Genomic DNA, 20,004 nt, shown 5'->3' with positions numbered 1-20,004 from the left:
TCAGAGGGATATCGCGGCGGAGCCTAGCCATTCCGCCGCTGCCCGCAAGGCCGGAAGCCTCAGACCGTCTGGTCGAGCAGATCCTTGTCGCCGCTCAGCGAACGTTCGGCCACCCGGATCAGCCGCGCCCAGACGGCGGCAAAGGCCGTCACGTCCCCCGCCTCGATGCAGCGCCTGACATCCGAGGCGACATGGCCGAGGCTGGTCATCCCCAGATGCTCCGACATACGCTGCAGCCGTCGCAGCTGCCGGGCGATATCGGTCAGATCATGCGCCCGGACCTGCGCGGCGAGGCCCGCCATCGTCAGCGTCAGCTCACCAAGAGCCCGGTTGACCACCAGCTCGGCGGCCTGCGTGCCCATCTCGCGATACATCGCGGCAATCGGTTCCGCATCCTGGCATACCCTTTCCTTCGGCCGCAGGGCCGTTATCGTGCAGTTCATCACACCCGTCCTCAATGCACACCCGTGGAGAGAGTGGCGCCGGGGGGCTGAAGAAAAGGTTTCTGCGGCTGCAAGAAACCCCTCGAATTTGCCGCGTTTGCGGCCTAATCAGATGAGCCGGATACCCAGCGAGAGGATGTCAGATGGAGCAGGCCAAACCCCTTCCGAACTATCTGGTGCAGCGTTTCCATGGCTGGCGGGCGACGGCCTATGCCGACAACAAGGCCTGGTACCGCAAGCTGGCCGACAGCGGGCAGCATCCGCGGGCGATGGTGATCTCCTGCTGCGATAGCCGGGTGCATGTGACCTCGATCTTCGGGGCGGATGAGGGGGAGTTCTTCATCCACCGCAACATCGCCAATCTGGTGCCGCCCTACAGCCCGGATGGCGAGGCTCACGGGACCTCGGCGGCGGTGGAATATGCCGTCCTGGCGCTGAAGGTGGCGCATATCGTCGTCCTGGGGCATTCCAACTGCGGCGGGGTGCGGGGCTGCCATGACATGTGTTCGGGGATCGCGCCGGAGCTGGAGCTCAGGTCGAGCTTCGTCGGGCGCTGGATGGATATCCTGCGGCCCGGGTTCCAGCGGATCGAGCATCTTCCCCCGGAGGACCGGGTCTCGGCGCTGGAGCGGGAAGCGGTACTGGTCAGCCTCGAGAACCTGATGACCTTCCCCTTCGTGAAGGAGGCCGTCGAAGGCGAGCGGATGACGCTGCACGGGCTCTGGACCAATACCGGCGAGGGCGGGCTGGAGCAGTTCGTGCCGGGGATCGGCTATGTGGCCGTGTGATTTTCACGCGTGAAAATCGGGGTAAGGGTTTGGAAAAGAACGGGTTTCCGGATTCCGTTAGGGAATGCTTTACCCTTTTGAGGTGAAGAAGGGTGCGCAATGAATGCGCACCCTACGGGGCGAATATGATCTTTCGCAGAAAGATCGTGGGCCGGACGCGCCTCCTCCGGCCCTTCGCTTGCGCTCCGGGCGTTCGCCGCTGGCGATCCTCCACTGGAGGATCGCCGGACGCGGCTCACCCCTTCTTGAGACACCGGTTGCCCAGCACTTCCGCGATCTGCACCGCGTTCAGCGCCGCGCCCTTGCGCAGGTTGTCGGAGACGCACCAGAGGTTGATGCCGTTGTCGATCGTCGAGTCCTGACGGACGCGGCTGATGTAGGTGGCGTAGTCGCCCACGCATTCGACCGGGGTGATGTAGCCACCGTTCTCGCGCTTGTCGATCACCATGATGCCGGGGGCCTCGCGCAGGATGTCGCGGGCCTCGTGCTCGTCGAGGAAATCCTCGAACTCGATGTTGATCGATTCCGAATGGCCGACGAAGACCGGCACGCGGACGCAGGTCGCGGTGACCTTGATCGAGGTGTCGAGGATCTTCTTGGTCTCGGCCACCATCTTCCACTCTTCCTTGGTCGACCCATCGTCGAGGAAGACGTCGATATGCGGGATCACGTTGAAGGCGATCTGCTTGGTGAACTTCGACGGCGCCACTTCCTGACCGGGGACGTAGAGGCCCTTGGTCTGGTCCCAGAGCTCGTCGATGCCTTCCTTGCCCGCGCCGGACACCGACTGGTAGGTCGAGACGACGACGCGCTTGATCCGGGCGCGGTCGTGCAGCGGCTTCAGCGCCACCACCATCTGCGCGGTCGAGCAGTTGGGGTTGGCGATGATCATCTTGTTCTTGTAGCCCTCGATCGCGTCGGCGTTCACTTCCGGCACGATCAGCGGCACGGCCGGGTCGTAGCGGTAGAGCGACGAGTTGTCGATCACCACGCAGCCGGCAGCGGCGGCGATGGGGGCGTATTTCTTGGTGGCGTCCGAACCGATGGCGAAAAGCGCGATGTCCCAGCCGGTGAAATCGAAAGTGTCGAGGTCCTTGGTCTTGACGGTCTTGTCGCCAAAGCTGATTTCAGTGCCCATGGATTTGCGGCTTGCCAGTGCGGCAATCTCATCCACCGGAAACTCGCGCTCGGCGAGGATGTTCAGCATTTCGCGGCCCACGTTGCCCGTGGCACCCGCGACGACGACCCTGTAGCCCATCGGGGACTTCCTCTCGTGTTGTCGGAATGACGCGCTCCTTTAGCGCAACCGGGCCACGGGGGAAAGGGGTTTACGCCGGGTGATGCCTGAGGGTGAAGCGCGCATCGGTGGCGATGATGTTGCGCACGAAGGCAGCCTCGGCGGCGAAATCATGCGGAGTCTGGTCGGCGCGGCGGCGGCCGGACAGCGATTGCGAGGCGAAGAAGTCGAAGCCGTAGAGCGTGACATGCGCCGCTTCGGAGCGCGCCAGCATGTCGATCAGCATGAGCCCGGTGGTCGGCGGCGCCTTCAGCTTGCGCTTCAGCGTGGTGTAGGCGGCCAGCGGATGCAGGTAGAACCCGGGGCGGTTGATGACATGCCACGGCAGCCGCTTTCGCTTGTGCGACATCCAGAGGGTGTAATCCGGGTTCAGCTGGTTTAGCGCCGCCGCATCGAGCGAGGTTGCCAGCGCCAGCACATCGGTGCGGGTGCCATGCGAGACCGGGCTGGGCATCGGCGCACGGTTGATGCGGATCACCGTCTGCGCGAGGTCGATCTCGGCCCCGTGGGTCGAATTGGCGAGGCCGCGGGCATTGCCGATCAGCGCGATGTTCTGCCCGGCGAAGTGGGCGAGCAGCATCTCGGGGGTGATCGAGGCGGCCCGCAGCGGCGCTTCGCGGCGCAGGGTGCGGGCGAGGAGGAAGCTCAGATGGTTCATGGCGCGCTGTCCAAGAGGCGGCGGTAGACGGCGATCAGCGCCTCGGCCTCGTCCTCGATGCGGAAGCCCGCGGTGACGCGGGTGCGGGCGGCGGCGCTTTTCCGGGCGCGGAGCGCGGGGTCGTCGATCAGCCGCGCGGCCTCGGCGACAAGTGCCGGGATGTCGTCGGGGGGGACGAGCGCGCCGGTGTCTTCGGTCACCAGCTCCTCGAAGGCGCCGACGCGGGTGGCGATGACGGGGACGCCGCAGGCCATCGCCTCCAGCGGGGTGAGGCCGAAGCCCTCCCAACGCTGCGGGGCGATGTAGAGATCGAGCGCGCGATACCAGTCGGGCATGGCATCGACGCTGACCTCGGGCAGGAAGAGGATGCGGTCCTGCATCCCGGCGCGGGCGACCTCCTGCTTCAGCCCGTCGAGGAAGGGCTGATGCTTGTCGGTGGCGCGGCCCATGACGAGGGCGGTGGTGCCGGGTCGGGTCGGCAGGCTGCGCAGCATGGCCTGCACGAAGGCGTCGGTGCCCTTCTGCGCCCGGATGCGGCCGTAGCAGCCGATCAGGGTGGCGTCGGGCAGGCCGAGCCTCTGGCGCAGGGCCGCGCGGTCTTCGGGCGGGCGGAAGCTTTCGGCGTCGATGCCGTGCAGGATGACGGTAGAGGGGCGCTCCAGATAGCGGGCGCTGCGCTGCGAGGTCGCCACGACCGCGTCCATCCGGGCGATGAGCCAGCGGGTGTAGCCGGAGTGCGTCCGCTGCGAGGCCGAGGTGAAGAGCAGCTTCAGCTTGCGGCGGCAGAGGTGTTTCAGCGCGAGACCCAGGAGCATCTCGGTGTTGCGTCTGGCGTGCCAGACGCGCCAGCGGTCGCGCGGCAGGAAGGGGAGTGCTGTCAGCGGCAGGTGCGGCAGGCTGGCGGGCAGGCCGGGGCCGGTGGCGGCGATGCCGATCTGGCGCGCCTGCACCGGGACGAGCCGGGCGATCGTCGCCGTCACGCCGGAGAGCCGGCGCTTGAGGTTGGGGGCGATGACCTCGATCTGGGCGGCGGTGGCGGGCATCCGGACTCCTTGCCCTCCCGGGATAGCGCAGAAGGCGGGTGGGCGGAAGTCAGTCGGTGCGGTCTTGCGCGAAGGCGTAGACGGCGCAACCGGCGAGGAGGGCCAGGGCGAAGAACAGGAAGAGCGCGGTGTAGGGGGCTTCGGGCGGGGTGGCGGGGGCGGCATGGTGGATGCGGCCGGTGACGAATTGCGCGATGCCCGCGGCGCCGATGCCGAAGAGGTTCAAGAGCGTCACGCCGCGGCCCATCAGCTGCGGCGGCACGAAGGCGCGGCCATGGGCGATGACCATCGGGAAGGAGGCGCCGAAGAGGCCGATGCCGGCGAAGAGCGCGAGTGTGCCGAGGCCGCCGGCGGTGGGGAAGGCCCAGAGGGCCAGCAGGCAGGCGGCGGTGGCGAGGTTGCCGCCGAGGATGACGCCCTTGCGGGTGCCCAAGGCGCGGTCGAGCGGGCCGTAGGCGAAGTTGCCCGCGACCATGGCGAGGCCCATGACCAGCGTCGCGGTGCCGATCTGGGCGGCGGAGGCGGCGAAGACATCGGTGTAATAGGGCCCGATCCAGAGCCCGCGGAGGCCGGCGGCGGGGGCGTAGCAGACCACCATCATGATGAGCACCGGCCAGAGCGCGGGCATCCTGAGGAGGTCGAGGACCGAGCCCCTGGCGCCGCCCTCGGGTTTCGCGGGGTCGCGGACGAGGAGGGCGATGGCGGCGGCGGTGGCGAGGGTGACGGCGGCGAGGGCGAAGAGCGTCTCGCGCCAGCCGAAGGCCTCGACCGTCCAGGCCAGCGGCAGGGAGCCCGCGATATTGCCGAGGCTGCCGATGCCGATCACCGCGCCTGCCAATGTGCCGAAGACGGCGGGGGAATAGATGCGGGCGAAGATGTAATAGGTGGCCATCAACACCGGCGCGCAGCCGAGGCCGATCAGCGCCATGGCGAGGCTGATGGCGCCCGGGCCCTGCGCCATGGCGAAGACGAGTGCGCCGCCGCCGCCGCCGACAGCCAGCAGCACGGCGGAGGTGAGGCGGGGACCGATGTGGTCGAGCGCCCAGCCGACGGGCAGCTGCATCAGGGCGAAGGCGAGGAACCAGAGGCCGGAGGCGGCGGCGAGATCTTCGGCAGTGGCGCCGAGCTCGGATTTCAGCACCGGGGTCAGAACGGCGAGGAAGGCGCGGTAGAACTGGCTCAGGACATAGGCCAAGACCAGACAGACGATTCCTGCGCGCATTCTCCTCCCCCCTCCCAAGGGTGCCCGGACCGGGCCGGACAGGTGTAGCGGCTGGATCGGCGGGGGCAAGGGCGGATCGGGGGGCAAGGATCGACGGGGCAAGGAACGCGGGGGCGGCGCGGGATGCGCCACCCTTCGTGCTTCCTGAACGTCAGGCGGCTTGCAGCGTCATTCGGTTCTCGCGGATCGGCAGGTGGACGATGGCCGAGAAGGCCCCGATGCCGACGCCGATCCACCAGACGAGGGTGTAATCGCCGTTCAGGTCATAGAGCTTGCCGCCGAGCCAGACTCCCATGAACGACCCGATCTGGTGGCTGAGGAAGACGAAGCCGTAGAGCGTGCCCATGTAGCGCATGCCGTAGAGATGCGCGACGAGCCCGCTGGTCAGCGGCACCGTGGCCAGCCAGAGCGCGCCCATGCTGAGCGAGAACAGCAGCACCGTCGCGGGCGTCATCGGCAGCATGATGAACAGCGCCGAGGCGATGGTGCGCCCGGTGTAGATCGCGGCGAGCAGGTATTTCTTGGAGTATTTCTTGCCGAGCCAGCCCGCCGTGATGGTGCCCGCGATGTTCGCCAGCCCGATCAGCGAGATCGATACCGCCCCCAAGGCCGAGGTCGTGGTGATGCCGAGAGCCGCCAAGGGGCCGGTGGGGTCGATGGCGCCGCACATCTCGGTCACGAAGGCGGGGAAATGGGCGGTGATGAAGGCGAGCTGATAGCCGCAGGAGAAGAAGCCGACGAAGATCAACGTGAAGGACGGGTCGCGGAAGGCGCGCAGCATGACCGTGCCGAGCGATTCCTCGAGCTCGGCCTTGGTGGCAGTGATCGGGGCGCGCATGAAGGGCAGCGCCATCAGGGCGGCGAGGATCACCGCGGCGAAGATGATGAAGACCACCTGCCAGCTGTAGAAGCCGAGCAGGATTTCGGCCACCGGCGCGCCGAAGACTTGCCCCGCCGATCCGGCGGCGGTGGCGATGCCCAAGGTGAGCGAACGATGCTCGGGCGAGGCGGCGCGGCCGACCACGGCGAGGATGACGCCGAAGCCGGTGCCGGCGATGCCGAAGCCGACGAGGATCTCGAGGAACTGGTGCTGGCCCGGGGTGACGGCGAAGCTGGAAAGGACGAGCCCCGCGGCATAGAGCACCGCGCCGGCGATGATCGCCTTCCGGTCGCCGAAGCGTTCGGCCAGCATGCCGAAGATCGGCTGGCCGATGCCCCAAGCGAGGTTCTGGATGGCGATGGCCATCGAGAAGTCCGAGCGCATCCAGCCGAATTCCTCGGCGATCGGGATCTGGAAGACGCCGAAACTGGCGCGGATCGCGAAGCTGAGCATCAGGATGACACATCCGGCGATCAGCACGGGGGTGAAGAGGGGGGCTTTGGTCATGGCACGCTCCGGGGCAGGCGGCGAAGGTGCGGTGACGCGGGGTCAGGGTCAATATCTATTTCGTGATGCGAGGGTTTGCGATCCGTGATGCGTGCCGGCGGTCGGAAGCTCAGGCTGCACGAAAACCGGCGGGGGGCGGTTTCAATCCTGCGCCGGGGGCTTAGGTCTTCTGCGAACGGAACGGAATGCGAGGTCTTCATGCAGGATTGGTGGCGCGGATCGGTGACCTATCAGGTCTACCCGAGGTCGTTTCAGGACAGCGACGGCGACGGGATCGGCGATCTTGCCGGGATCACCCGGCGGCTCGACCATATCGCAGGGCTGGGGGTGGATGCGATCTGGCTGTCGCCGATCTTCCCCTCGCCGATGGACGACATGGGCTATGACGTGTCGGACTATACGGCAATCGACCCGCTGTTCGGCACGCTGGCGGATTTCGACGGGCTGTTGCAGCGGGCGCATGGGCTGGGGCTGAAGGTCATCATCGATCAGGTGCTGAGCCATTCCTCCTCGGAACATCCGTTCTTCAAGGAGAGCCGGTCGAGCCGCGACAGCCCCAAGGCCGATTGGTATGTCTGGGCCGACCCGAACCCGGATGGCAGCCCGCCGAACAACTGGCTCTCGGTCTTCGGCGGCTCGGCTTGGGAATGGAACGCGCATCGGCGGCAGTATTACCTGCACAATTTCCTGGTGAGCCAGCCGGATTTCAACTTCCACAATCCCGAGGTGCAGGACTGGCTCCTGGAGCAGATGCGCTTCTGGCTGGAGTGCGGGGTGGACGGGTTCAGGCTGGATACGGTGAACTTCTATTTCCACGATGCGGAGCTGCGGTCGAACCCGCCGAACCCGGCCAATGCGCTGCGGCCCGCCGTGAACCCCTACGAGATGCAGGACCACCGGTTCTCGAAGACGCAAGGCGAGAACATCGGCTTCCTGCTGCGGATGCGGGCGCTCCTGGATGAATACGAGGGGCGGACCATGGTGGGCGAGGTCGGCGAGGATCTGCGCGGGCTGGAGATCATGGCCGAATACACCAGCGGGCCCGAGCGGCTGCACATGGCCTATACCTTCGAGATGCTGAAGAAGCATTTCACCGCCGCGCATTTCCGCCACCAGATCGAGAGCTTCCACGAGGCGGCGCCGGAGGGCTGGCCCTGCTGGGCGTTCTCCAACCATGACGTGATCCGCCATGTGACGCGCTGGGCCGAGCATGGCGCGCAGGACGATCTGGCGCGGCTGGCGGCGGGGATGCTGCTGTCGTTCGAAGGGTCGGTGTGCCTTTATCAGGGCGAGGAGCTGGGGCAGACCGAGACGGATGTGCTCTACGACGAGCTGACCGACCCGCCGGCCTTCACCTTCTGGCCGGATTACAAGGGCCGCGACGGTTGCCGGACGCCGATGGTCTGGGACGGATCGGCTGAGGGCGGGTTCACCGAAGGCAAGCCCTGGCTGCCGGTGAAGCCGCCGCAGCTGGCGCGGAACGTGGCGGCGCAGGAGGGGGTCGCGGGGTCGGTGCTGGAGACCTACCGGGCGCTGCTGGCCTTCCGGAAGGCGAACCGGGTGCTGGTGGCGGGGCGGAGCCGCTTCCTCGACCTGCCGGAGCCGGTGCTGGGGTTTGTGCGGGACCTGGACGGGGAGGCGCTGGCCTGCGTGTTCAACCTCGGCCGCGCGCCGGTTTCGGTGACGGTCCCGGGGGCGGTCAGGCTGGACGGTCCGTCACAGGCTGCCGTGCTGGAGGGCGAGGCGTTGCGGCTGGGGCCGAACGGCTTCGGCTATTGCCGCGTCACCGGCTGAGGGCGACGCGGGGCTCGGCCTGACCGCGCGCGATCTCGCGCGCGGCGAAGGTCATCCCGGCGGAGGGATGGGCGGCGCGGGCGGCGGCGTCCATCCCCTGCAGTGCGGTGGTGCAATGCAGCGTCGTCATCCCCGGCCCGCCGAAGGCCGGGCAGGAGGTGTGCGGCGCGTCGAAGCTGATGGAGCGCACGAGGCTGCCGTCGGGCGCATAGGCGGCGACGCGGCCCGCGCCCCATTGCGCGTTCCAGAACAGCCCCTCGGCATCGACCACCGCGCCGTCGGGGTTCAGCCCCTCGGCGGCGAGGTCGAGGAAGGGCTCGGGCTCGGAGGCGGGCCAGCCCTCGGCATCGAGCGCCACGCGCCAGACCTTGCCGAGATCGGTGTCGGCGAAATGGGCGTGGCGACCGTCGGGGGTGAAGCAGATGGCGTTGGGGATGGTGACGCCGGTGTAGAGCCGCCGCAGGGTGCCGCCGTGGTAGCGGTAGACGGCGCCGGCGCCCTTTTCCGCCGCTTTGCCCATGGTGCCGATCCAGAACCCGCCTTGAGGATCGGCGCGGCCGTCGTTGGAACGGTTGCCGGGTTTGTCCGCCTCCAGCGCGCAGAGGTCGTGGCGCATGCCGGTGGCGAGGTTGAAGCGGAAGAGCGCGGTTTCGGAGGCGATCAGCAGCCGGTCGCGATCGATCCAGCCGGCGGCGGAGCAGTGTTCGGCGAATTGCCATTCCTCGGGGCCAGCCTCGGAGCGGGTCATCAGCCGCTTGCCGATGATGTCGAACCAGAACAGCTGCTGGCGCTCGGGGTGCCAGAGCGGGCCTTCGCCAAGGGTGCAGGGGCGGGTGTCGAAGATCATGCCATCGCCTCGTCACAGGCCGCGACGAGAGCGCGGGCGCGGGTGGATATTTCGCCGGCAGAGAGGCCGGGGGTGTAGAGCGCGGTGCCGATGCCGAAGCCGTCGGCCCCCGCCTTGCGCCATGTGGCGAAATTGGCGGGGCTGGCGCCGCCGACGGCGTAGACCTTGGTAGCGGGCGGCAGCACGGCGCGGATCGCCTTCAGCCCCTCGGGGCCGATCAGGCTGGCGGGGAAGAGCTTCAGCCCGTCGGCCCCGGCCTTCAGCGCGGCGAAGCATTCGGTCGGGGTGAAGACGCCGGGCCAGCTTTGCATCCCGGCGGCCTTGGTGGCGGCGATCACCTCGGGGTCGCAGTTCGGCGAGACGACCAGTTGGCCGCCGATCGCGGCAAGGCGGGTCACCTCCTCCGGCGTCAGGACGGTGCCTGCGCCGATGGTGGCGTCAGTGCCGAACGCGCCGATCATCGCCTCGATGCTGGCGAAGGCGTCGGGCGAGTTCAGCGGCACTTCCAGCGTGGTGATCCCGGCCTCGATCAGCGCCGCGGTGGCGGAGGGCGCCTCGGGCGGGGTGATGCCGCGCAGGATGGCGATCAGCGGGCGGGTCATTTGACCTCCTGTGCGGCGGCGAGGCCGGCGAGGGTGCATTCGGTGGCGGGGAGGATCCTGGCCGTGACGCCCTGGGTCTGCAGTGCGCTGGCATAGGTCTGCGACAAGGCCTCGGCCCCGATCAGCGCGACGGGCTGGCCGAGCCAATAGGGTTTGGTCGCCGCCAGTTCCATGCCGATCAGCAGGCCCGAGAGCCGGGCGCGGGCGGTGGCAGGCGGCAGGCCCGCGAGCAGCCCTTCGGCGCGGAGCGAGAACAGGCGCGAGGCCAGACGCTCCGGGCGGGAGAGCGTGTCGGAGAGCGCGGTCTGGAAGGCGGCCTCGTCCCAGCCCTCGCCGATGCCGTGGCGCAGGACCGACTGGGTGGAGAGCAGCGCGAAAAGCTCGCCGGTCATGCAGGTCTGGAAGCTGACGACTTCGCCCGCCGAGACCTGCACCCATTTGGAATGGGTGCCGGGCAGGCAGAGCACGCCGTCGAAATTGCGCATCCAGGCCAGCGCCCCGGCGATCTGGGTTTCCTCGCCGCGCATCACGTCGGCGGGCTGCGACTGGCTGAGACCGGGGACGATGTGGACGGCGAGACGCGGGTCTCGCGTCTCGATGCGCAGCAGGGCCGCGGGATCGACCGGCAGGCAGGGCGTGGCGCGATAGGGTGCCTCGACCCAGCCCTGACGGCTGCCGACCATGCCGCAGGCGATGACGCGGGTGGTCCCGGGGCCGAGCCAGGGCTCGATCAGCCGCAGGAGCGCGGGTTCGAACTGGTCGCGGCCGAGGCTGCCCATGCCCTCGGTCGAAGAGGCCTCCGCCAGCTTGCCCGCCGCGCCCATCGCATAGGCGCGCAGATGGGTGGTGCCCCAGTCGACCGCGATCCAGTCGGCGGGAACAGCCGTCATCCGGTCACCACGACCCCGCCGTCGATCACCAGCGACTGGCCGGTCATCATCTTCGACACCTTCGAGGCGAGGAACAGCACGCCGCCGACGATATCGGCGGGCTCCAGCGTGTCCTTCAGGCATTGCCGGTCGACATGGGCCTGCAGGCCCTCTTCGGTCACCCAGAGATCCTTCTGCTTCTGGGTCAGCACCCAGCCCGGCGCCAGCGCGTTGACGCGGATCCGGTCGGGGCCGAATTCGCGCGCGAGGCTGCGGGTCAGGCCGTTGATCCCGGAATTGGCGGTGGTGTAGATCGGGTAGCCGGCATTGCCCATCATGTAGGAGATCGACGAGAAGTTGATGATCGACCCGCCGCCCGCCGCCTTCATGCCGGGCAGCACGGCCTGCGCCGCGAAGAAATAGGCTTTCAGGTTGATCGAGATCGACCAGTCCCAGAAGTCTTCGGTGACCTCCAGCGTCTCGTGCCGCTTGTCGTTGGCGGCGTTGTTCACCAGCACGGTGACCGGGCCATGCGCCTCGGCCGCCTTGGCGATGGCCGCCTGCAATGCGGCGATATCGGTGATGTCGCAGGGGAAGAACAGCGGCCGGTTGCCGGTGGCCTGCTCCATCTCGTCGCAGAAGGCCGAGGCGTCGGAGCGCTGCACGAAGGCGACCTTCGCGCCCTGGCGCAGGAAGCCCTCGGTCAGGCTGGCGCCGATGCCGGAACCGCCGCCGGTGATGAAGACGGAGGCGTTGCGGAGGTCGGGGAAGCTCGGGTCGTCGGTCATGCGAGGCCTTCGATCTGGGCGCGCAAGAATTTTTGAAAAATTCTTGCAAAAATCTTTCTCAAGATTTTTGGCGCGGGTTGCCGCCTTGGTGTCTTGCATTGTCGGCGATGCGTCAAGACCCGCGTGCGGCGGCCTATCCCTGATCGGCGGCTTCGCTCATCTGGCGCTGACGCTCGCGAAAGCGGGCCCTGTCGGCCTCGGAATAGCGGTCGATGCAGCGCGGGCAGGAGACTCCGGGCTCGTAGGCGGGGCTCGCCCTGTCGGCCTCGGCCAGCGGGTCGCCGCAGGCGTGGCAGGTGGTGTGGCCGCCGGGGACGAGGCCGTGGCCGACCGAGACGCGCTCGTCGAAGACGAAGCATTCGCCCTGCCAGCGGCTTTCGGCCTCGGGCACCTCCTCGAGGTATTTCAGGATGCCGCCCTTGAGGTGGAAGACCTCGGGCACGCCCTGACCGAGCAGGTAGTTGGTCGATTTCTCGCAGCGGATGCCGCCGGTGCAGAACATGGCGATGCGCTTGCCTGTGAAGCGCTCGCGGTTCTCCTGCCACCACGCGGGGAAGTCGCGGAAGCTGGCGGTGCCGGGGTCGATCGCGCCCTGGAAGGTGCCGATGACGGTCTCGTAGGCGTTGCGGGTGTCGATAACCGCCACGTCGGGGTCGGAGATCAGCGCGTTCCAGTCCTGCGGCGCCACGTAATGACCGACGCGGGCCAGCGGATCGACGTCGGGCTGGCCCATGGTGACGATCTCGCGCTTCAGCCGGACCTTGAGGCGCTTGAAGGGAAGCGTCTCGGCGTGGCTTTGCTTCCATTCGAGGCCGGGGCAGAGGGTCTGGAGATGGGCGAGCACCGCGTCGACGCCTGCGCGGCTGCCGGCGATGGTGCCGTTCACGCCTTCGGGGGCGAGCAGCAGGGTGCCGCGCACGCCCTCCGCCTCGGCCAGCGCGCGCAGCGGCGGGATCAGCGCCGCGGGATCGGCGAGGCGGGTGAAATGATAGAGCGCGGCGACGGTGATCATGCGCGGCTGATTGGCCCTCGGGGCCTGAAAATGCAAGCCCTGCCATTGACGTATGGGGGATGCGCACTTACCCAAAGCGTTAATGCTCTGCGAGGAGGCGCCGATGCGGCCAGCGACCGAAGCCCTGATCGTCATCGACGTGCAGAACGATTTCTGCCCCGGCGGTGCTCTGGCCGTGGCCGGGGGCGATGCGATCATCCCGCGGATCAACGGCTTGCTGGGGGAGTTTTCGGTGAAGGTGCTGACGCAGGACTGGCATCCGGCGGATCATTCCTCCTTCGCGGCGAACCACGGGGCCGAGGCGTTTTCGATGATCGAGATGGCTTACGGGCCGCAGGTGCTCTGGCCCACCCATTGCGCGCAGGGCACGGCGGGGGCGGCGTTCCACCCCGCGCTCGCGACCGATCCGGCGGATCTGGTGATCCGCAAGGGGTTCCGGGCCGGGATCGACAGCTATTCGGCCTTCTTCGAGAATGACCGCAGCACGCCCACGGGGCTCGAGGGCTATCTGCGGACGCGGGGCGTCACGGCGCTGACGCTGGTGGGCATCGCCACGGATTTCTGCGTCGCCTATTCGGCGCTGGACGCGGCGCGGCTCGGCTTTGCCGTGACCGTGCTGGAGGGCGCTTGCGCCGGGATAGACCTGAACGGCTCGCTGGCCGAGGCGCGCGCAGAGATGCGGGCCGCCGGCGTGGCTCTGGAGCACTGAGATGGCCGATATCGCGACACGGGTTCACAATCACAAATGGAAGATCGATCCGATCGTCCGCTCGCTGATCGATACCGATTTCTACAAGCTCCTGATGTGCCAGTCGGTGTTCCGCAACAAGCCGGAGACCACCGTCACCTTCAGCCTGATCAACCGGACGAAAAGCATCCGTCTGGCCGAGCTGGTGGACGAGGGCGAGCTGCGCGAGCAGCTGGACCATATCCGAACGCTGCGGCTCAGCCGGGGCGAGAGCACGTTCCTGCGCGGCAACACCTTCTACGGCAAGCGGCAGATGTTCCGGCACGACTTCATGGAATGGTTCGAGGGCATGCAGCTGCCGCCCTACCATCTGGAGAAGCGCGACGGGCAGTACGAGCTGACCTTCGAGGGCAAGTGGCACGAGGTCATGCTGTGGGAGATCCCGGCGCTGGCGGTGCTGATGGAGCTGCGCAGCCGCGTGGTGCTGGAGAAGATGGGCCGGTTCGAGATCCAGGTGCTCTATGCCCGGGCGATGACCAAGCTCTGGGAGAAGATCGAGCGGCTGAAGAAGATCGAGCGGCTGAAGATCGCGGATTTCGGCACGCGGCGGCGGCATTCCTTCCTCTGGCAGGACTGGTGCGTGCAGGCGATGCAGGAGGGGCTGGAGGATGCCTTCACCGGCACCTCGAACTGCCTGATCGCCATGCGGCGCGAGGTCGAGGCCATCGGCACCAATGCGCATGAGCTGCCGATGGTCTATTCGGCGCTGGCCGACAGCGATGCCGAGCTCGCGCAGGCGCCCTATCAGGTGCTGGCCGACTGGCACGAGGAGCATGACGGCAACCTGCGGATCATCCTGCCCGATACCTACGGGACGGAGGGTTTCCTGCAGCGCGCGCCGGATTGGCTGTCGACCTGGACCGGCATCCGCATCGACAGCGGCGATCCGGCCAAGGGGGCCGAGACGGCGATCGAGTGGTGGAAGAGCCGCGGCGAAGACCCGCGGCGCAAGCTGGTGATCTTCTCGGACGGGCTGGACGTGGATAAGATCGAGGAGCTGCACCGGCAGTTCTTCGGCCGGGTGAAGGTGTCCTTCGGCTGGGGCACCATGCTGACCAACGATTTCCGCGGGCTGGTGCAGGACGATGCGCTGGCGCCGTTCAGCCTTGTCTGCAAGGCGATCGCGGCCAACGGGCGGCCCACGGTGAAGCTGTCGGACAACCCGAACAAGGCGATGGGCCCGGCCTCGGAGATCGAGCGCTACAAGCGGGTGTTCGGCGTCGGCGCGCAGAAGCCGGTCGAGGTGGTAGTCTAGTCTTCTTCCGCAACGCGGCCGCGCCCGGCCTTCACCTCGCCGCGCACCGCCTTGGCGGCGAGGCGGCGGCGCTGGCTGCCCAGCGTCGGCTTGGTGGCGATGCGGCGCTTGGGGGCGACGAGCGCGGCCTGGATCATCTCCACCAGACGTTCGCGCGCCAGTTCGCGGTTGCGGATCTGGCTGCGGGTCTCCTCGGCGCGGATGACGATGGCGCCGTCCAGCGTCCAGCGCCGACCGGCGAGGCGTTTCAGCCGGGTCTTCACCGGGCCGGAGAGATGCGGCGAGCGTTCCGCCTCGAAGCGCAGCTCCACCGCGGTTTCCACCTTGTTCACGTTCTGCCCGCCGGGACCGGAGGAGCGCGAGAAATTCTCGGTCAGCTCCCAGTCGGCGAGGGTGATGGTGTCGTTGATCCGCAGCATGAAGGTCACTCGTTGGCGCAGGGCAGGGTCGGAAACGGAGAAAGGGTCGCCACGGCTGGCGACCCTTTCCGAGTTCAAGGAGATGAGCCAGTTAGGAACATCATCCAATCAGCGGTCTGTCGACCGAAGGTCTGCCTTCAGCAAACACCCCCACTGACTGTCCCGACGCGTCTCTCCAATATCACTCTAGACACTGGATCACCTCCTTTCAAATGGTTGCCGATAAGGGAAAGGTGGCACAGATTTTGTGTGCGTCAAGGTTTTTTACGCAAGCCGTGCGGTCATGCGCCGCACGATGATGCGGAAGGGCAAAAGTGCCACCAAAGCGAGCAGAAGTTTGACACCCCAGTCGGCGGTGGCGAGCGAGACCCAGAGCGGGGCCAGCGGACCGGAGCCCAGGAGCGGCAGCGCCTCGTTCGCCCAGGACACGTCGTTGCCCGGTTCGATGAAGGCGAGGCTGGCGGAGAAGGCGATGCCGAAGAAGATCACCGTGTCGAGGAAGGAGCCCGCGAGGCTGGAGACCAGCGGCGCACGCCACCATTTGCCGCCGCGCAGCCGGTCGAACAGGGTGATGTCGAGCATCTGGCTGACGAGGAAGGCGGTGCCGGAGGCGAGCGCCACGCGCAGCGAGACGAGGGGGCCGAACTCGCCCATGATCTGCGTGCCGATGAGCGAGCAGAGGAGGCCGGTGGCGAAGCCCGCCCAGACCACGCGGCGCGCGGCCTGCACGCCGTGGACGCGGTTCATCACGTCGGTGACGAGGAAGGCGAAGGGATAGGTGAAGGCGCCCCAGGTCAGCCACTGGCCGAAGAGGAACTGCACGAGGATGTTGGAGGCCACCACGACGATGGCCATGGCGAGAACGCCAAAGGTGTAGGAGCGGGTCATTTCGGGTTCCGTTTTGACAAGGTCGCGGAGACTTGGCCCCTCTCGGGGGGCGGATGAGACGGCGCGGCGTAATCCCTGGGCGGGGCGCTGTCAATCGGGGATGCGGTATTCGACGATCTCGGTGCGCTGGAAGAACTTGAAGTTGTCGTCGGCGATCAGGCTGAGGGTCAGCTGCCCCGCGGCATCGCGCCAGACGCTGACGCCCTCGAGGTTGTCATGCGTGCCGGCGGCGGTCTGCAGCAGGGTCTCGCCGCGGCCGAGCCGGTCGTCGGTGAGGGAAAAGCGGCGCACGCGGCTGGCGAAGCCGAGGATGCCACGGAACTGCCTCTCCAGCAGATAGAGCCGGCCGTCGGGGCCGATGTCGGCGCCGACCGGCAGGAAGGAGTCGCGGCGCGGGATGGCGAAGGGCTGGTCCCATTCGCCATTGCGGAAACGGTAGACCGGGAAGGGGCGGGTGGTGCTGCCGGAGCGTTCGGGCAGGGTGTAGAGCGTGCCCTCGGCATCGATGGCGAGAGCCTCCAGCGCGCCGTTGCCCTGCATGCGGCGGAAGGCGGGCGGGACGGGCAGGTTTTCGGCCGAGCCGCCGGGGGTGCGGTAGCGCAGGACACGGGCGGCGCCCTCGAAGGAGACGAACATCGTGCCGTCGGCGGCGATGGCCAGCCCCTCGCTGTCGCTGCGGGCGCGTTGCAGGGGCGCGCGGCCCTTGCCCCTGAGGTGCTGCATCGGTGCCGCCTCGACCGAGACGATGCGGCCCGCGGCGTCGCGGCGGATGGTGCCGCTGGTCCAGGTGCCGCGGTCGGAGATCACGGTGAGGGCGGTGCCGTCCGGCGAGACCTCGATGCCCGAGAGCCCGCCGAACAGCGGGTCGTCGGGCATCGTCCAGCGGTAGCTGGCGAGATAGCCGGGGGTGGGCTGCGGCGTGGCGCTGCCTTCCGGCCCGAGCCCCAGCAGCAGAACCAGCCCGGCGATCAGCGCGCGTTGAGGACGTCGACGCATTGAGCGGGCAGGTCGGCCATCGTGAATTCGCGCGGCGTCTTGGCGCGGGGCGCGGGCTTGGCGGGTTTGCCGCTGGGCTTGGGCGGATTGAGGTAATCGGTGACCCACCAGTTCAGCGTCTCGTCACAGCCGTCGCCGCCTTTGGACAGCTCGGCCACCGAGGGGGTCTGGGTCTGGCAGAAGCGTGCGCCGGAGGGGCATTTCAGACGGACGTGGAAATGGGTGTCATGCCCGGCGATCGGGCGGATCTTCTGCAGCCAGCCGCGGTCGGCACGGGTGGCGGTCTTGCACATCTCGATCTTCACGGCGGCGGCGACGAAGATCCGGTCCACCCGGTCGTCCGAGGCGGCGGAGCGCAGCAGCACCTCGTGCGAGCGGGTCCAGTTCGCCGTGACGCTGCGCTGGTCGGCGGAGCGCACCGGGATCGAGCTGATGTTCTCGCGCTCGCGCACCGTCAGGTTCAGCCGGGGCGGCGGCAGCATCCAGACATCGGCATCGAGGCCGATCTGGTGGCTGGCATGGCCCGAGGTCATCGGCCCGCCGCGCGGCTGGCTGATGTCGCCGATGTAGAGACCGTTCCAGCCGATCTGCCGGGCAGCAACCGACAGCGCCTGCAGGAACTCGATCATCTCGGGGTGGCCGTAGTTGCGGTTGCGCGACAGGCGCATCGCCTGCCAGGTCGGCCCGCTCTCCGGCAGTTGCACGAGACCCGCGCCGCAGCCCTTGGCATAGCTGCCGATCGGCATCGGCGCCTGTTGCGAGGGCGCATCCTGCGCGCCGAACAGCCTGTTGGCCAGTTGTTGTGCCTGGGCGCCCTGGGCGAGCGTCAGCCCGAGGAGAAGCGTGAGTATGCGGATCATCGGCCTGCCTGTTCACCATTCGGTTTGACCCAGACTAGCAGAACCAGCCCGATAAGGAACAGCAGGATCAGCGGCGAGATGCCGAGGCGCTGCGATCCGCTGATCCAGGTGGCCAGGGCGATCAGCGAAGGGGCGAGGAAACTCGTCACCTTGCCCGAGAGCGCGTAGAGCCCGAAGGCCTCGGTGGCGCGGTCGGGCGTGGTGTGGCGCACCATCATCGTGCGGCTGGCGGCCTGCAGAGCGCCCCCCGCGGCGCCGATCAGCGCGCCGCAGGCGAAGAAGATCCGGTCCGGCAGGGCGGAGCCTTCGGGCAGGGGCATGCCGAAGAGCTGCGTGCGGGTCATGCCGACCACGGTGATGCAGACCGCGACCAGGATGAGGATGCAGACGGCGATCACCGGCTTCGGGCCCCAGCGCTTGTCGGCGCGGCCGCCAAGCCAGCTGGCCACCATGGCGGTGAGGGCGCTGAGCACGCCGAAGCTGCCGATCTCGACGATGCTCCAGCCGAGCACGCCCGAGGCATAGACTCCGCCGAAGCCGTAGAGCGCATTGAGCGCGTCGCGGTAGAACAGCGAGGCGGCGAGATAGGCGGCGAGGCTCTGGCGGTGGCGCAGGCTTTTCAGGAGGCCGGTCAGGCTGGCTACGGCGGGGCGCAGGCTGAGCTTGCGATGGGTGGCGCGCGGCTCTCTCACCCAGAGGAAGAAGGGGACCATGAAGACCGCATACCAGAGCGCGGTGAAGGGACCGACGGCGCGGGTGCCCTCGCGCGCCGCGGCGTCGAGGCCGAGCGCGGGATCGAGGCCGATCAGCGTCTTGCCGGTCTCGGCGCTTTCGGCGAAGAGGAGGAGCATCACGGCCAGCGCCACCACGCCGCCGAGATAGCCGAAGGCGAAGCCCGAACCGGAGATCGCGCCGATCTCGTCGCGGGTGCCGAGCGCGGGCAGGAGTGCGTTGGTGAAGATGGTGGCGAATTCCATGCCGATGAAGCCGAGCCCGAAACAGGCCGCCCCCCAGAGGAGGCCACCGCCGGGCATCACCCACCAGAGCCCGAGCGCGCCGAGCACATAGACCGCCGAGAAGGCCCAGATCCAGACCATCCGCCGCCCGGTGCTGTCGGCCACCGCGCCCAGAAGCGGGGCGAGGAGGGCGACGAGCAGGCCGGAGATGCCGAGAGTGAGCCCCCAGTAGGATTGCGCGGCGGCCCCTGCGGCCTCGGGCGTGGCGCCGAGGGCCATGTAATGCTGGGTTGCGACCTGCGCGAAATAGGGGGCGAAGATGAAGGTCAGCAGGAGGGTGCTGTAGGGTTGGCTGGCCCAGTCGAAGAAGAACCAGCCCCAGATCCGTTGTCGCGCGCTTGCCATGGGTCCCCCCGCAGGTTCTGCCGCGCAGAAAGCCCGAAATCGGCCCGCCGCGCAAGCAGGGCTCAGCCCAAGCTTCAGCGCTGGGGCGGCCAGAGGCGCGTCGCGTCGGCCTCGATCCAGCGCTGCACCCAGTCGGGCAGGGCGGGGCTCTCGGCGGGCTGGCCCATCGCGGCCACCACCTCTGCCGGCGGCACCATCCCGGCCTTCGAGATCACCGCCGAGCGCAGGAGCATGTGGCTGGTGCAGTCCTGCCCGCGCCACATGCTCTGCTCCATGTAGAAGAAGCGCGCGTCCCAGCCGATGCAGCGGCTCACCATGTCGAGCCGGTCGAAGAGCACGACGCGCTTGCGGTAGCGCAGCGAATTGCCCGCCACGGTCATGCCCCAGCCGTTCGCCTTTGCCACGAGGTCGAGCCCCATGCGCCGCGCCATCGGCACCCGGCCGAGATCGTAGAGCGTCAGCGTGCGGCCGTTGTTCAGCTCGATCCAGGGGTCGAGATCCCAGGGCAGGCAGAGGTGCTGCGACAGATGCGGATCGAGCAGGCCGAGCTTGGGCGCATGGCGCGCCTTCCACATCTGCCAGGCGAGGCGAGCGTAGGGATACATCAATTTCTCCTTAACTGCCCGGCTGCTATGTCTCGGCTGCGGCGTCAAGGCCGGACGCTGCGGAAATGGTTGCCCTTTGCCGGGGCCGCCTATACCTGTGGCGCAACCCATCGTGAAGGACC

Annotated in this window: 21 protein-coding genes; 4 read left to right on the top strand and 17 right to left on the bottom strand. The window is 68.1% G+C overall.

From position 1 onward, the window contains the following. Positions 1-59 precede the first annotated feature (59 nt). Complete coding sequence (locus tag AC3A5Z_RS15735) at positions 60-443, bottom strand: hypothetical protein (RefSeq protein ID WP_487520277.1); 384 nt, start codon at positions 441-443, stop codon at positions 60-62. Between the two features lie 143 nt (positions 444-586). On the opposite strand from AC3A5Z_RS15735, the gene AC3A5Z_RS15730 reads away from it, so the two are divergent. Beyond that, a complete protein-coding gene (locus tag AC3A5Z_RS15730) occupies positions 587-1,231 on the top strand; it encodes a carbonic anhydrase (protein ID WP_487520276.1) in 645 nt (214 codons plus the stop codon). 235 nt (positions 1,232-1,466) lie between these two features. On the opposite strand, the gene AC3A5Z_RS15725 is transcribed toward AC3A5Z_RS15730, so the two are convergent. The 5 genes from AC3A5Z_RS15725 to AC3A5Z_RS15705 form a co-directional block, all read right to left on the bottom strand. After that, complete coding sequence (locus AC3A5Z_RS15725) at positions 1,467-2,489, bottom strand: aspartate-semialdehyde dehydrogenase (RefSeq protein ID WP_487520275.1); 1,023 nt, start codon at positions 2,487-2,489, stop codon at positions 1,467-1,469. Positions 2,490-2,559: 70 nt separating this feature from the next. Then, positions 2,560-3,186, bottom strand: a complete 627-nt coding sequence (locus AC3A5Z_RS15720; protein WP_487520274.1) for a glycosyltransferase family 29 protein — start codon at positions 3,184-3,186, stop codon at positions 2,560-2,562. After that, positions 3,183-4,229 carry a glycosyltransferase family 4 protein gene (locus tag AC3A5Z_RS15715; RefSeq protein ID WP_487520273.1) on the bottom strand — a complete coding sequence of 349 codons (1,047 nt, stop codon included), beginning with the start codon at positions 4,227-4,229 and terminating at the stop codon, positions 3,183-3,185. Before AC3A5Z_RS15715 ends, AC3A5Z_RS15720 begins: the two co-directional genes overlap by 4 nt. A gap of 49 nt (positions 4,230-4,278) precedes the next feature. Continuing rightward, complete coding sequence (locus AC3A5Z_RS15710; RefSeq protein WP_487520272.1) at positions 4,279-5,451, bottom strand: MFS transporter; 1,173 nt, start codon at positions 5,449-5,451, stop codon at positions 4,279-4,281. Positions 5,452-5,602: 151 nt separating this feature from the next. After that, on the bottom strand, positions 5,603-6,838 hold the full coding sequence (locus AC3A5Z_RS15705) for an MFS transporter (protein ID WP_487520271.1): 1,236 nt from the start codon (positions 6,836-6,838) through the stop codon (positions 5,603-5,605). Between the two features lie 198 nt (positions 6,839-7,036). Here AC3A5Z_RS15705 and AC3A5Z_RS15700 point away from each other — a divergent pair, with 198 nt between their 5' ends. Continuing rightward, positions 7,037-8,632 (top strand): alpha-glucosidase, encoded by a 1,596-nt coding sequence (locus AC3A5Z_RS15700; RefSeq protein ID WP_487520270.1) that lies wholly within the window; start codon positions 7,037-7,039, stop codon positions 8,630-8,632. On the opposite strand, the gene AC3A5Z_RS15695 is transcribed toward AC3A5Z_RS15700, so the two are convergent. From AC3A5Z_RS15695 to trhO, 5 genes are all read right to left on the bottom strand, one after another. After that, positions 8,622-9,479 carry an SMP-30/gluconolactonase/LRE family protein gene (locus AC3A5Z_RS15695; RefSeq protein WP_487520269.1) on the bottom strand — a complete coding sequence of 286 codons (858 nt, stop codon included), beginning with the start codon at positions 9,477-9,479 and terminating at the stop codon, positions 8,622-8,624. The two genes, AC3A5Z_RS15700 and AC3A5Z_RS15695, sit on opposite strands and share 11 nt — an antisense overlap. Then, the gene (locus tag AC3A5Z_RS15690; protein ID WP_487520268.1) at positions 9,476-10,081 is read right to left on the bottom strand and encodes a 2-dehydro-3-deoxy-6-phosphogalactonate aldolase; all 606 of its coding nucleotides are present in this window, start codon (positions 10,079-10,081) and stop codon (positions 9,476-9,478) included. The genes AC3A5Z_RS15695 and AC3A5Z_RS15690 overlap by 4 nt, the downstream gene beginning before the upstream one ends. Beyond that, positions 10,078-10,971, bottom strand: coding sequence for a 2-dehydro-3-deoxygalactonokinase (locus AC3A5Z_RS15685; protein WP_487520267.1), 894 nt, complete (start codon positions 10,969-10,971; stop codon positions 10,078-10,080). The genes AC3A5Z_RS15690 and AC3A5Z_RS15685 overlap by 4 nt, the downstream gene beginning before the upstream one ends. Next, the gene (locus tag AC3A5Z_RS15680) at positions 10,968-11,738 is read right to left on the bottom strand and encodes an SDR family NAD(P)-dependent oxidoreductase (RefSeq protein WP_487520266.1); all 771 of its coding nucleotides are present in this window, start codon (positions 11,736-11,738) and stop codon (positions 10,968-10,970) included. The genes AC3A5Z_RS15685 and AC3A5Z_RS15680 overlap by 4 nt, the downstream gene beginning before the upstream one ends. A gap of 133 nt (positions 11,739-11,871) precedes the next feature. Continuing rightward, positions 11,872-12,750, bottom strand: coding sequence for an oxygen-dependent tRNA uridine(34) hydroxylase TrhO (gene trhO / locus AC3A5Z_RS15675; RefSeq protein ID WP_487520265.1), 879 nt, complete (start codon positions 12,748-12,750; stop codon positions 11,872-11,874). Between the two features lie 103 nt (positions 12,751-12,853). Here trhO and pncA point away from each other — a divergent pair, with 103 nt between their 5' ends. After that, complete coding sequence (pncA, locus tag AC3A5Z_RS15670; RefSeq protein ID WP_487520264.1) at positions 12,854-13,459, top strand: bifunctional nicotinamidase/pyrazinamidase; 606 nt, start codon at positions 12,854-12,856, stop codon at positions 13,457-13,459. 1 nt (position 13,460) lies between these two features. Then, entirely contained in the window at positions 13,461-14,753 is a 1,293-nt protein-coding gene (gene pncB / locus AC3A5Z_RS15665) for a nicotinate phosphoribosyltransferase (RefSeq protein ID WP_487520263.1), read from the top strand. On the opposite strand, the gene arfB is transcribed toward pncB, so the two are convergent. The 6 genes from arfB to AC3A5Z_RS15635 all read right to left on the bottom strand — a co-directional run bounded on the left by arfB (position 14,750) and on the right by AC3A5Z_RS15635 (position 19,882). Further along, positions 14,750-15,172, bottom strand: coding sequence for an alternative ribosome rescue aminoacyl-tRNA hydrolase ArfB (gene arfB / locus AC3A5Z_RS15660; protein ID WP_107662697.1), 423 nt, complete (start codon positions 15,170-15,172; stop codon positions 14,750-14,752). The genes pncB and arfB overlap by 4 nt on opposite strands. A 264-nt stretch (positions 15,173-15,436) precedes the next feature. Next, positions 15,437-16,060 (bottom strand): queuosine precursor transporter, encoded by a 624-nt coding sequence (locus AC3A5Z_RS15655; RefSeq protein ID WP_487520262.1) that lies wholly within the window; start codon positions 16,058-16,060, stop codon positions 15,437-15,439. A 90-nt stretch (positions 16,061-16,150) separates the two neighbouring features. Next, positions 16,151-17,056: an esterase-like activity of phytase family protein gene (locus AC3A5Z_RS15650; RefSeq protein WP_487520261.1), complete on the bottom strand. Its 906-nt coding sequence runs from the start codon at positions 17,054-17,056 to the stop codon at positions 16,151-16,153. Then, a complete protein-coding gene (gene mepA, locus AC3A5Z_RS15645; RefSeq protein ID WP_487520260.1) occupies positions 17,029-17,916 on the bottom strand; it encodes a penicillin-insensitive murein endopeptidase in 888 nt (295 codons plus the stop codon). The genes AC3A5Z_RS15650 and mepA overlap by 28 nt, the downstream gene beginning before the upstream one ends. Then, positions 17,913-19,277 carry an MFS transporter gene (locus AC3A5Z_RS15640; protein WP_487520259.1) on the bottom strand — a complete coding sequence of 455 codons (1,365 nt, stop codon included), beginning with the start codon at positions 19,275-19,277 and terminating at the stop codon, positions 17,913-17,915. Before AC3A5Z_RS15640 ends, mepA begins: the two co-directional genes overlap by 4 nt. A gap of 74 nt (positions 19,278-19,351) precedes the next feature. After that, positions 19,352-19,882, bottom strand: a complete 531-nt coding sequence (locus AC3A5Z_RS15635; protein WP_107662702.1) for an acyl-CoA thioesterase — start codon at positions 19,880-19,882, stop codon at positions 19,352-19,354. Positions 19,883-20,004 lie beyond the last annotated feature (122 nt).

It is taken from the genome of Cereibacter sp. Soil_C_27, from assembly GCF_057657095.1.
The sequence above is the reverse complement of the archived record's forward strand: the minus strand, read 5'-3'. Positions and strand labels throughout refer to the sequence as shown.

Coding starts and splice junctions, on each gene's coding strand:
- AC3A5Z_RS15695 (WP_487520269.1), bottom strand. CDS start 9,479: ATGATCTTCGACACCCGCCCCTGCACCCTTGGCGAAGGCCCGCTCTGG.
- pncB (WP_487520263.1), top strand. CDS start 13,461: ATGGCCGATATCGCGACACGGGTTCACAATCACAAATGGAAGATCGAT.
- AC3A5Z_RS15705 (WP_487520271.1), bottom strand. CDS start 6,838: ATGACCAAAGCCCCCCTCTTCACCCCCGTGCTGATCGCCGGATGTGTC.
- AC3A5Z_RS15700 (WP_487520270.1), top strand. CDS start 7,037: ATGCAGGATTGGTGGCGCGGATCGGTGACCTATCAGGTCTACCCGAGG.
- AC3A5Z_RS15735 (WP_487520277.1), bottom strand. CDS start 443: ATGAACTGCACGATAACGGCCCTGCGGCCGAAGGAAAGGGTATGCCAG.
- AC3A5Z_RS15690 (WP_487520268.1), bottom strand. CDS start 10,081: ATGACCCGCCCGCTGATCGCCATCCTGCGCGGCATCACCCCGCCCGAG.
- AC3A5Z_RS15685 (WP_487520267.1), bottom strand. CDS start 10,971: ATGACGGCTGTTCCCGCCGACTGGATCGCGGTCGACTGGGGCACCACC.
- AC3A5Z_RS15680 (WP_487520266.1), bottom strand. CDS start 11,738: ATGACCGACGACCCGAGCTTCCCCGACCTCCGCAACGCCTCCGTCTTC.
- arfB (WP_107662697.1), bottom strand. CDS start 15,172: ATGCTGCGGATCAACGACACCATCACCCTCGCCGACTGGGAGCTGACC.
- AC3A5Z_RS15635 (WP_107662702.1), bottom strand. CDS start 19,882: ATGTATCCCTACGCTCGCCTCGCCTGGCAGATGTGGAAGGCGCGCCAT.
- AC3A5Z_RS15725 (WP_487520275.1), bottom strand. CDS start 2,489: ATGGGCTACAGGGTCGTCGTCGCGGGTGCCACGGGCAACGTGGGCCGC.
- AC3A5Z_RS15710 (WP_487520272.1), bottom strand. CDS start 5,451: ATGCGCGCAGGAATCGTCTGTCTGGTCTTGGCCTATGTCCTGAGCCAG.
- AC3A5Z_RS15655 (WP_487520262.1), bottom strand. CDS start 16,060: ATGACCCGCTCCTACACCTTTGGCGTTCTCGCCATGGCCATCGTCGTG.
- AC3A5Z_RS15720 (WP_487520274.1), bottom strand. CDS start 3,186: ATGAACCATCTGAGCTTCCTCCTCGCCCGCACCCTGCGCCGCGAAGCG.
- AC3A5Z_RS15640 (WP_487520259.1), bottom strand. CDS start 19,277: ATGGCAAGCGCGCGACAACGGATCTGGGGCTGGTTCTTCTTCGACTGG.
- mepA (WP_487520260.1), bottom strand. CDS start 17,916: ATGATCCGCATACTCACGCTTCTCCTCGGGCTGACGCTCGCCCAGGGC.
- AC3A5Z_RS15715 (WP_487520273.1), bottom strand. CDS start 4,229: ATGCCCGCCACCGCCGCCCAGATCGAGGTCATCGCCCCCAACCTCAAG.
- AC3A5Z_RS15650 (WP_487520261.1), bottom strand. CDS start 17,056: ATGCGTCGACGTCCTCAACGCGCGCTGATCGCCGGGCTGGTTCTGCTG.
- trhO (WP_487520265.1), bottom strand. CDS start 12,750: ATGATCACCGTCGCCGCGCTCTATCATTTCACCCGCCTCGCCGATCCC.
- AC3A5Z_RS15730 (WP_487520276.1), top strand. CDS start 587: ATGGAGCAGGCCAAACCCCTTCCGAACTATCTGGTGCAGCGTTTCCAT.
- pncA (WP_487520264.1), top strand. CDS start 12,854: ATGCGGCCAGCGACCGAAGCCCTGATCGTCATCGACGTGCAGAACGAT.